This window comes from Kitasatospora sp. NPDC053057, assembly GCF_044546945.1.
GTDB lineage: Bacteria > Actinomycetota > Actinomycetes > Streptomycetales > Streptomycetaceae > Kitasatospora.
In genome coordinates, this window is the sequence record NZ_JBITZP010000043.1 from 55,683 (window position 1) to 65,562 (window position 9,880).

The following is a 9,880-nucleotide window of genomic DNA, read 5'->3' on the forward strand; positions in this document are numbered from 1 at the left end:
GCCGGTAGGCGGCGATCAGGTGACGGAGTGTGGGCGGCGGAGCTGACCCGGTGTCGGCCGCTGTCGGTGCCATGCGGTTGGATGGCGTCGTTGCACCGCTCTGACCGGGGGAGACGTACCCAATGACCGCCATCGACACCACGACCACCGCCTCCGCCGAGTTGCTGGCCGCCGCCAGGAACCCGACGGCCGCCTGGCTGGAGTCCTGCTTCGGCCCGGGCACGCTGTGGCGGCCCGAGGTGCTGCCCGAGCGGCTGGAGTCGAGCAGGGCCCGGGCGTTCCTCGCCGAGGTCGGCGTGCCGGCCGTGGAACTCGACTTCGTCGGCTACGACTCCTCCTACCTGCCCGAGCGCGGCCTGTGGGAGGCGGACTGCGACGAGCTGTACGCCCGCGACCCGGAGGATGACTCCCCGGCCGGTCTGGCGTACTGCGTCGGCAAGTTCGACGAGTGGCACCTGATGGTGGACGCCGAGTGCGGCGTCGTCGAGATCTACAACTCGGACGGCTGGACCACCGGACAGGGCCACGGCGGCTGGGCCGCCGACTCGCTGCCCGAGGTGATCGGCGCGCTGGCGCTGCTGGCCACCTTCGAGGAGCGGATCGTGGGCGACGACCCGAAGGCCGCGCTGGACGAGTTCGAGGCGCTGGTGGGGCAGTTGGGCCAGGGGCCGGACAAGTCGGACCTCTGGGTCGGGCTGCTGGAGCAACTGCGGGAGAACTACGAGGAGTTCGACGAGGACTGACCCCTTCGCCCGTCCTTCTCCGCCGAACGGCCGCACGACGCACCCGCGTTGTGCGGCCGTTCGCATGCCCGGGCCGTGCGCTCAGGACCGCTCGGGTCTGCTCCGGCCTGCTCGGGCCTCAGGCCCCCTGTCGCCGGTACGCCCCCGCCCGGGCGGCGGCCTCGGCGGCTGCCGCGGCGCGGTCGGCGGCCGGCTCGTCGAGCGGCTCGGCGGTGGTGAGCATCCGGTAGTAGAGCGGCGCCGAGACGGCCCGGATCACCTCGAACGGGTCGGTGTCGGAGGGGAGTTCGCCGCGTTCGACGGCCTCGGTGACGCACGGCGCCCACTCCTCGACCCGGCGCCGGTAGAAGTGCCGCAAGGCCTCGGCCGTCCCCGGATCGCCGTTGGCGGCCACGATGACGGCCCGGAACAGCGCGCCCTGCCGGGGGTCGGCCAGGGTGCGCTGGACCAGTCGGGCGTTGGCCCGCAGGTCCTCGGCGAGCGAGCCGCTGCGGGAGCGCGGCAGCGACTGCTCGGCCATGTCGGCGAGCAGGTCGGCGACCAGGGCGGCGGAGCTGCCCCAGCGGCGGTAGACGGTGGTGCGGCCGACCTCGGCCCGCTGGGCGAGGTCGCCGAGGTCGAGGCCGCCGAAGCCGTGCTCGACCAGGGCGTCCTCGGCGGCCCGCAGGACGGCGGCGCGGACCCGGGCGGTGCGGCCGCCGGGGCGGACGGTGCCGGGCGTTCCGGGTATCTCGGGTGTTCCGGGTGAATCGGGCGTTGCTGAGTCGGCAGGGTCGGCGGACTCGACGGGTTCAACCGGCTCGACGGCCATTAACGGGATTCCTGTTCCATTAGCTGGGTGGAGTCTGCTAGCTTCTAGACATCCTAACGGAACTGGAGTCCCATTAGGGACTCCGAGGGGAGTACTGTCATGGCAACCACCATGGAATCCAACGGCATGGAGTACCGCCGGCTCGGCGCATCCGGACTCAAGGTCCCCGCGCTCAGCCTCGGCACCGGCACCTTCGGCGGCCGTGGCCCGCTCTTCGGCGCCTGGGGCACCACTGACGTCCAGGAGGCCCGCCGCCTGCTCGACATCGCCATCGACGCCGGAGTCACCCTCTTCGACACCGCCGACGTCTACTCCGACGGCGCCTCCGAGGAGGTGCTCGGCCAGGCCGTCCGCGGCCGCCGCGACCAGGTGCTGATCTCCACCAAGGCCGGACTGCCGCTCGGTGACGGCCCGCAGGACGCGGGTACGTCCCGCGCCCGGCTCATCCGGTCGGTGGACGACGCGCTGCGCCGCCTCGGCACCGACTACCTCGACCTGTTCCAGCTGCACGCCTACGACGCCGCCACCCCGATCGAGGAGGTGCTGGCCACCCTGGAGGACCTGGTCCGCGCGGGCAAGATCCGCTACACCGGCGTCTCCAACTTCTCCGGCTGGCAGCTGATGAAGTCCCTGGGCCTCGCCGACCGCCACGGCCGCCCCCGCTACGCCGCCCACCAGGTCTACTACTCCCTCGTCGGCCGCGACTACGAGTGGGAGCTGATGCCGCTCGCCCAGCAGGAGGGCGTCGGTGCCCTGGTGTGGAGCCCGCTCGGCTGGGGCCGCCTCACCGGCCGGATCCGGCGGGGCCAGCCGCTCCCGGCCGGCAGCCGGCTGCACGACACCGCCGACTACGGCCCGCCGGTCGAGGACGAACTGCTGTACCGGGTGGTCGACGCCCTGGACGAGGTCGCCGCCGAGACCGGCCGCAGCGTCCCCCAGGTGGCGATCAACTGGCTGCTGCGCCGCCCGACCGTCTCCTCGGTCATCATCGGTGCCCGCAACGAGGAGCAGCTCCGGCAGAACCTCGGCGCCGTCGGCTGGTCGCTGACGCCGGACCAGATCGCCCGCCTGGACGCGGCCAGCGCCCGCACCGCGCCCTACCCGTACTTCCCGTACCGCCGCCAGGCCGCCTTCGCCCGGCTCGACCCGCCGCTGGCCGGCTGACCTGCTGACCTGCTGGCCGGCTGACCTGCTGGCCGGCTGACCTGCTGGCCCGCTGGGCGCCGGAGCCGTCGGTCTGGCCGTCGGCCGGAGGGCGCGTCAGTGCCGACCGCCCTGGGTGGCCTGCCGCGTGAGCTGCCGATCCTCGCGGTCGATGGCCCGGACCTCTCGACCGGCGATGGTCTCGGACCCACCGTCGGCGACGCGGCGCCGCTCGGCGCCCGGCGGCGTCAGCAGCCAGCCCAGGGTGATGGCGAGGTCCCAGGGGGAGACCCGCTGCCCGGTCACGCGGTGACCTTGGCGACGAAGGCGGCGAGGTTGTCCACGGTGCGCCGGATCTTCTCCTCCAGGGTGAGCGACTCGTGGAGCCGGGTGCCGACCTCCCGATTGCCGCGCACGTAGAGCGAGCAGGCGAGGTCGGTGCACATGTAGGCGCCGACGGAGTTGCCCTGCTTGCCGGCCTTCCCGGCCAGCGGTGCGACCAGCAGCGAGACGCCCCCGGTGTGGGTGGTCACGCAGAGCGAGCAGATGCTGCGCCGGGCCTGCCAGGAGGCGGCGCCGGAGGAGCGCAGGGCGACGGCGACGGTACGGCCTTCCAGTTCGGCCGCAAGGTAGGCGCGATCGGGGGCCTGAGGGTCGCGCCAGCCGAGGAAGTCCAGGTCGTCCCAGGGCAGTTCGGTCAGGTCGCGGGGCACGTGCAGGCGTTTCGCCTCGCCCTTGCTGCAGTTCACGAAGGCGGATCGGATCTCTTGCTCGGTCATCGGCTTCATAGGAAGCAACGTAAATTACCTAGGAGGATTAGGCAAACGTATAATGGCTCCAGGCGATCGAAGGGAAGCCCATGGCACGCGTAGGACTGAACGCGGAACGACTCACCCGGGCGGGTGCGGAACTGGCCGACGAGGTCGGCTTCGACAAGGTCACGGTCTCCGCGCTCGCGCGACACTTCGGGGTCAAGGACGCGAGCCTGTACTCGCACGTCAGGAACTCCCAGGACCTCAAGACCCGGATCGCCCTGCTCGCACTGGAGGAACTCGCCGACCGGGTCGCCGCCGCCCTGGCCGGACGCGCCGGCAAGGACGCCCTGGCCGCCTTCGCCAACGCCTACCGCGACTATGCCCGCGAGCACCCCGGCCGGTACGCCGCCGCGCAGCTCGAACTCGACTACGAGACGGCGCTCAACAGCGCCGCCGTCCGGCATTCCCGGATGACCCGCGCGATCCTGCGCGGCTACGACCTCGCGGAGCCCGACGAGACCGACGCCGTCCGCCTGCTCGGCAGCACCTTCCACGGCTACGTCGCCCTGGAACGGGCGGGAAGCTTCCAGCACACCCCGCGCACCACCGAGGAGACCTGGGTGCGCGTCCTCGACGCCCTCGACGCCCTGCTGCGCAACTGGCCGAAACGGCTAGAACGCGTCGAAAACGGTCATATGGTCGAGAGCCCTGACGGTATGAGGGAGAATCGCGGCTGGGAAGGAGGCATGTTGTGAGTACCGCAGCCCAGTCGCCTGGCGACTACAGCAGCGTGAGTGACCCGGAGAGGGCGCTGAAGTACGCGATCCGGCACATCGCGGGCGACCGCGCCGAGATCATCGAGGGAGTCATCACCCCCATGTCGCCGTCCTGGGCGCACGAGTCCGCCGCCGAGGTCATCCGTCGCCAGCTCGGCCCCCGGATGGACGTGCTCGATCTGGTGTCCGGCTCCGGCAACCTCGACCTGCCCGGCAGTGAGAACTGGTACGTCCCGGACCTGGCCGTCGTGCCGGCGGACCTCGCCGCGAAGACCGAAGGCGCCCTGCTGCCCGACCAGACCCTGCTGATCGTCGAGGTCAGCTCGCCCTCCAACGCTGACACCGACCGCGTCGTCAAACGCCGTCGCTACGGCCAGTACGGTGCTCCGCTCTACCTCCTCGTCGACCGGCAGAACCGCACCTGCACGCTGTACAGCGAACCGACCCGCCTCGGGTACGCCGGCGAGAGCGGCCCGCACCCCTTCGGCACGCCGGTCCACCTCCCGGCCCCCTTCGACCTCGACCTGGACACGACCCGGCTGTAGCCGACGTGGGCGTCAGGGTGTCAGACCTTGGCGCGGTCCTTCGAGCGGGCGCCCGCCGGGAGGCCGTTGGCGGTGTCCTCGATCATCAGACGCCAGGCGATGGCGTCGGCCGCGGTGCGCAGCTGGGAACTGCGGGGGCGGCCGGCGTCGGCGGTGGCGCCTCGGGCGCGTACGGGCCGGTCGCGATCCGGTTCGGCCGTTCGGGTGAGTCCAGGCGAGTTCGGCCCGCTCCGGACGGATGCGGACGGGCCGCGCGGAGCGGCGGAGCCGGGTGGCGGCGCGCTGGAGGCCGGGCGAGGATGAGCCGGAGCAGAGCCAGGACCAGCCGGGACCAGTGCCAGGACGCCGGGAAGAGGCCCTCATGACCTCCCAACCCTCCCGTGACGCGGAGAAGCCGCAGCCGCCCGGTTCCACCGCCGTCGGCGGGCGGGCCGACGCGCGCCGCTGGCGGGCGCTGACGGTCTGCCTGGTCGCCGGGTTCATGACCCTGCTGGACGTCAGCATCGTCAACGTCGCGCTGCCCACCGTCCGGGCCGGGCTGCACATGTCGGACAGCGGCCTCCAGTGGGTGCTCAGCGGCTACGCGCTCGCCTTCGGCCTGGTGCTCGTCCCCTCCGGACGGCTCGGCGACGCCCGCAGCCGACGGGCCGTCTTCCTCACCGGACTCGCCCTGTTCACCGCCGCCAGCGCGCTGGCCGGGGCGGCCCAGGACCAGGAGTGGCTGGTGCTGGCCCGGCTGTTCCAGGGCGCGGCCGGCGGGGTGCTGGTGCCCCAGGTGTCGGGTTTCATCCAGACCCTGTTCCAGGGCGCCGAACGCGGCCGGGCCTTCGGCGCGCTCGGCGCCACCATCGGACTGTCCACCGCCGTCGGCCCGCTGCTCGGCGGCCTGCTGATCCACCTGTTCGGCCCGCAGGACGGCTGGCGCTGGGTGTTCCTGGTCAACCTGCCGATCGGCGTCGTCGCCCTGCCGATCGCCTACCGGCTGCTCCCGCCGCCCCGCCCGGCCGCCGAACGGGCCGGCCACCGCGACTTCGACCCGGTCGGGCTGCTGCTGCTCGGCGCCGGCACGGTCGCCCTGCTGCTGCCCTTCGTCCAGCAGCAGCAGTGGCACAGCCCGACCCGCTGGCTGCTGCTGCCGCTGGCGGCCGTGCTGCTGGCCGCCTTCGTCGGCTGGGAGCGGCACTACGCCCGGCGGCGCGAACCGCTGGTCAGCATGGCCCTGTTCGCGGTGCGGCCGTACGCGGCGGGGGTGCTGCTCTCGCTGGTGTACTTCGCCGGGTTCACCGCGATCTTCTTCATCTTCACGCTCTACCTGCAGGCGGGCCTGCACTACTCGGCGCTGGCGGCGGGCCTGGCGATCACCCCCTTCGCGGTCGGCTCGGGCGTGGCGGCGGCGGTGGGCGGGCGGCTGGTCAGCCGGCTCGGACGACGGCTGGTGGTGGCGGGGCTGCTGCTGGTGCTGCTCGGCCTGCTGGCCTCCGACCTGGCGGTGCAGCTGTGGTCCGGGCCCTCGGTGGGCTGGACGACGCTCGGTCCGCTACTGATCGCCGGGGTGGGCAGCGGTCTGGTGATCTCCCCGAACCAGACGCTCACCCTCCAGCACGTGCCGATCGCCCGCGCGGGCAGCGCCGGCGGCGTCCTGCAGACCGCCCAGCGCGTCGGCTCGGCCGTCGGCATCGCCGTCGTCGGCTCGGTCTTCTTCGCCCACGCCGCCGGCCGCCACCCCGACTGGGCCCTCGCCTTCCAACTGGGCGACACGGTCGCCTCGGGGCTGGTCCTCGCCGCCCTGCTGGTGGCCCTGGCCGACGAGTGGGCGAACCAGCGGGAGAACGCGGGACGGTCCCGAGTGCCCTGAAGCCACGGCTCATCGGCGAGCCCTGCCGCCTTCCGAACGGCCTTCCGACCGTCAGTGGTCGCGGCGCTGGATCGCCACCATCGCGATGGCCACCGAGGCGAGCGCCCACACCGCGTACGTGGTCCAGGCGCCCGCGACCGTGGCCGGGTAGTCGGTCGGCCGCAGGCCGGCCAGGGTGGTGCGGGCCAGGCGCTGCCAGGCGGGGAAGGGCAGGGCGTGCAGGACGTCGGCGGACCAGCGGTAGCGCTCGGTCACGAAGGACGGCAGGAGGAACAGCACCACCACGGTGCCCACCACCGCGCCCGCGCTGTGCCGGATCAGGGTGCCGAGACAGAGCCCTACCAGCGCGCAGACCGGGGCGAACAGCGCGGCCGCGGCCACGTACCGGAAGGCGGTCGGGTCGGCGATCGACTGGCCGATGCCGCGGTCGGCCAGGACGGCCTGGGTGAGGCCGAAGGAGACGCCCGCGGCGACGGCGCCGAAGCCGGTCATCACGGCCGCCAGCACGCCCGCCTTGGCCAGCAGCACCGCCCGGCGGTCGGGCACGGCCGCGAGCGTGGTGCGGATCAGCCCGGTCGCGTACTCGCCCGCGATGACGATCGCGCCGAGGCCGCCCGCGACCAGCATCATGATGTCGGCCGAGCCGACGTGGAAGGAGTCGTTGAGCGCGGTCTGCGCCATCACCGCCGGATCGCCGTCGCCGGGCGTGTAGGTGTCGTGGGTGTAGCGGGCCGCCTTGAAGTTGGCGGCGATGATGACGAGCGTGCTGATGCCGAGCACCCAGGGGATCGAGCGCAGCGACCAGAACTTGAGCCACTCGGCGGCCAGCAGGTCACCGAAGCGGGCGCGGGGGCGGATCCGGGGCAGGGGGGTCACGGTGCTCATCGGGGCTCTCCGGCGAGGTATTCGACGCTGTCGGCGGTCAGTTCCATGAAGGCCTCCTCCAGGGAGGCGCCGCGCTCGGTCAGGGCGTACAGCAACAGGCGCTGCTCCAGGGCGAGTTCGCCGATCCGTCCGGCGTCCAGGCCGGTCACGTCGAGGCTGCCGTCCGGCCCGGGGCGTACGGCGGCGCCGGCGGCGCGCAGTACGGCGGTCAGCCGGTCGGGTTCGGCGGCGCGGACGGTGACGGCGGCCCGGCCGGCCCGGGCGGCGAACTCACCGAGGCTTTCGTCGGCGATCAGCCGGCCGCGGCCGATCACCACCAGGCGGTCGGCGGTGTGCTCCATCTCGGCCATCATGTGGCTGGAGACGAACACCGTCCGGCCTTGCGCGGCGAGCCGGCGGAACAGTCCCCGCACCCAGAGCACGCCCTCCGGGTCCAGCCCGTTCAGCGGCTCGTCGAAGAGCAGTACGGGCGGGTCGCCGAGCAGGGCGCCGGCGATGCCGAGGCGCTGCTTCATGCCCAGCGAGTAGCCGCCGATCCGCCGCCCGGCGGCGTCGGCGAGTCCGACCTCGGCCAGCACCTCGTCCACCCGGCTGCGGGGGATGGCGTTGCTGCGGGCCAGCGCCCGCAGGTGGGCCGCGCCGGTGCGTCCGCCGTGCACGTCGCCCGCGTCGAGCAGCGCACCGACCTCCCGCAGGCCGCGCGGCAGGCCGCGGAAGGCCCGGCCGTCGACGGTGGCGGTGCCGGAGGTGGGATCGTTGAGGCCGAGGATCAGCCGCAGGGTGGTGGACTTGCCGGCGCCGTTGGGGCCGAGGAAGCCGGTGACGTGGCCGGGGCGGACGGTGAAGGTCAACCGGTCGACGGCCGGCCGGCCGCCGTAACGCTTGGTCAGTTCGTTGACTTCGATCATGGGCACCACGGTGCCGGGGGAGCCCCTGCCGCCGCATCGGACCGGCGTCGACACCGCAGGTCGGCCCTGGTCGTACAACCACGGTTGGATGACGGCGCCCACCCCCCGTGGTTACGATCTTGAACCATGCCCGCGACTTCAAGGCCCCCGCTCATCCGGCGCGTCCCGCCCGAGGCCTGGACCGCCCTCGCCTGGTGCGGGGCCGTCGGCTACCCCGCCGTGCTGCTCGGCGGCACCGCCCGGCACTACCACGGCGCGGCCGCGCACGGCGGCCTGGCCTTCACCCTGGCCGACACGGCGGTGGCCTTCGCCGGCGCCGCGCTGGTGCGCCGAGTGCCGGTGCTCTCGGTCGCGGTGTTGCTGATCGCCACCTGGACCGAGACCGACGGCTGGTCCGCGCAGTTCTCGCAGGTGCCCCCGGCCGCGCTGCTCGCCGTGGACGTCGCGCTGTTCCTGATCACCGCCCGCAGCCCGCGCCGCAGTTCGCGCGCCGCCTTCGCGCTGGTCATGACCTTCCTGGTGCTGCACATCGGCCTCGTCCCCGGCAACACCGTCGGCATCTTCACCGGTACCCACATCGGCACCGCCGACGGCGCCGCGCTGCTCGCCCTGGTCGCCTGGCTGGCCGGGCGCTCGCTCCGGCAGAACCGGGAGCACGCCGAGACGCTGAGCAGCCGGGCCGCCGCCGAGGCGGTCACCGCCGAACGGCTGCGGATCGCGCGGGAGATGCACGACACCGTCGCCCACAGCATCGGCATCGTCGCCCTGCAGGCCGGCGCCGCCCGCCGGGTGATCGACCGCCGGCCGGAGCGGGCCAAGCAGGCGCTGGGCGAGATCGAGGCCGCCGGCCGGGAGACCCTGGCCGCGCTGCGCCGGATGCTGGTCGCCCTACGGCAGGCCGACGGCGAGGTGTCGGACACCGTCCCGCAGGGCCTGGCCGACCTCGACCGGCTGGCCGAGACCACCACCGCGGCGGGCGTGCGGGTCGACGTGCGCCGCGCGGGCGAACCGGGCCCGCTGCCACCGGAGATCGACCTCTCGGCGTTCCGGATCATCCAGGAGTCGGTCACCAACGTGGTCCGGCACGCGGAGGTCCGCGACTGCCTGGTGACCGTCGGCCGCACGGCGGGGGAGCTCTCCGTCGAGATCACCGACTGCGGCCGGGGCCACGGCACCTCGCCCGGCAGCGGCTTCGGCCTGGCCGGGCTGCGCGAGCGGGTCGCCCTGCTGCACGGCGAGTTCGAGGCCGGGCCGTGCCCGGACGGAGGCTTCCGGGTCGCCGCCCGGCTGCCGATCCCTGAGAGGGTGTTCGATACCGATTTAGGCTGCCGCGGGCGGTTTCGGTCGGAGGTATTGCCCGGTTCTGTCCGGGTTGGCGGTCAGGCGGCTGGTCATGGAGTTCACCATGGCCCACTGGATCATCGAGCGTGACCGGTCCGGCAGTTCTTCGTAGTCTCGG

At 73.4% G+C, this 9,880-nt stretch carries 11 protein-coding genes; 6 read left to right on the forward strand and 5 right to left on the reverse strand.

Features of this window, described 5'->3' with window-relative positions; genetic code table 11:
* Nucleotides 1-122 precede the first annotated feature (122 nt).
* Nucleotides 123-743: a hypothetical protein gene (locus ACIG5E_RS32195; protein ID WP_396539459.1), complete on the forward strand. Its 621-nt coding sequence runs from the start codon at nucleotides 123-125 to the stop codon at nucleotides 741-743.
* Between the two features lie 118 nt (nucleotides 744-861).
* On the opposite strand, the gene ACIG5E_RS32200 is transcribed toward ACIG5E_RS32195, so the two are convergent.
* Complete coding sequence (locus tag ACIG5E_RS32200; RefSeq protein WP_396539461.1) at nucleotides 862-1,554, reverse strand: TetR/AcrR family transcriptional regulator; 693 nt, start codon at nucleotides 1,552-1,554, stop codon at nucleotides 862-864.
* Between the two features lie 126 nt (nucleotides 1,555-1,680).
* Between ACIG5E_RS32200 and ACIG5E_RS32205 the strand changes: the two genes are divergently transcribed.
* Nucleotides 1,681-2,718, forward strand: a complete 1,038-nt coding sequence (locus ACIG5E_RS32205; protein ID WP_396539486.1) for an aldo/keto reductase — start codon at nucleotides 1,681-1,683, stop codon at nucleotides 2,716-2,718.
* A 96-nt stretch (nucleotides 2,719-2,814) separates the two neighbouring features.
* Here ACIG5E_RS32205 and ACIG5E_RS32210 read toward each other — a convergent pair whose 3' ends face one another.
* Both ACIG5E_RS32210 and ACIG5E_RS32215 read right to left on the reverse strand, forming a co-directional pair.
* Nucleotides 2,815-3,003 carry a hypothetical protein gene (locus ACIG5E_RS32210; protein WP_396539463.1) on the reverse strand — a complete coding sequence of 63 codons (189 nt, stop codon included), beginning with the start codon at nucleotides 3,001-3,003 and terminating at the stop codon, nucleotides 2,815-2,817.
* On the reverse strand, nucleotides 3,000-3,485 hold the full coding sequence (locus ACIG5E_RS32215) for an FBP domain-containing protein (RefSeq protein WP_396539465.1): 486 nt from the start codon (nucleotides 3,483-3,485) through the stop codon (nucleotides 3,000-3,002). The genes ACIG5E_RS32210 and ACIG5E_RS32215 overlap by 4 nt, the downstream gene beginning before the upstream one ends.
* A 71-nt stretch (nucleotides 3,486-3,556) precedes the next feature.
* On the opposite strand from ACIG5E_RS32215, the gene ACIG5E_RS32220 reads away from it, so the two are divergent.
* From ACIG5E_RS32220 to ACIG5E_RS32230, 3 genes are all read left to right on the forward strand, one after another.
* Entirely contained in the window at nucleotides 3,557-4,207 is a 651-nt protein-coding gene (locus ACIG5E_RS32220) for a TetR/AcrR family transcriptional regulator (RefSeq protein ID WP_396539467.1), read from the forward strand.
* A complete protein-coding gene (locus ACIG5E_RS32225; RefSeq protein ID WP_396539469.1) occupies nucleotides 4,204-4,773 on the forward strand; it encodes a Uma2 family endonuclease in 570 nt (189 codons plus the stop codon). Before ACIG5E_RS32220 ends, ACIG5E_RS32225 begins: the two co-directional genes overlap by 4 nt.
* A gap of 361 nt (nucleotides 4,774-5,134) precedes the next feature.
* Entirely contained in the window at nucleotides 5,135-6,628 is a 1,494-nt protein-coding gene (locus ACIG5E_RS32230; RefSeq protein WP_396539471.1) for an MFS transporter, read from the forward strand.
* A 51-nt stretch (nucleotides 6,629-6,679) separates the two neighbouring features.
* Here ACIG5E_RS32230 and ACIG5E_RS32235 read toward each other — a convergent pair whose 3' ends face one another.
* The gene (locus tag ACIG5E_RS32235) at nucleotides 6,680-7,513 is read right to left on the reverse strand and encodes an ABC transporter permease (protein WP_396539473.1); all 834 of its coding nucleotides are present in this window, start codon (nucleotides 7,511-7,513) and stop codon (nucleotides 6,680-6,682) included.
* The gene (locus tag ACIG5E_RS32240) at nucleotides 7,510-8,421 is read right to left on the reverse strand and encodes an ATP-binding cassette domain-containing protein (protein ID WP_396539475.1); all 912 of its coding nucleotides are present in this window, start codon (nucleotides 8,419-8,421) and stop codon (nucleotides 7,510-7,512) included. Before ACIG5E_RS32240 ends, ACIG5E_RS32235 begins: the two co-directional genes overlap by 4 nt.
* A 126-nt stretch (nucleotides 8,422-8,547) precedes the next feature.
* Between ACIG5E_RS32240 and ACIG5E_RS32245 the strand changes: the two genes are divergently transcribed.
* A complete protein-coding gene (locus tag ACIG5E_RS32245) occupies nucleotides 8,548-9,852 on the forward strand; it encodes a sensor histidine kinase (protein WP_396539478.1) in 1,305 nt (434 codons plus the stop codon).
* The last annotated feature ends 28 nt before the right edge of the window (nucleotides 9,853-9,880 follow it).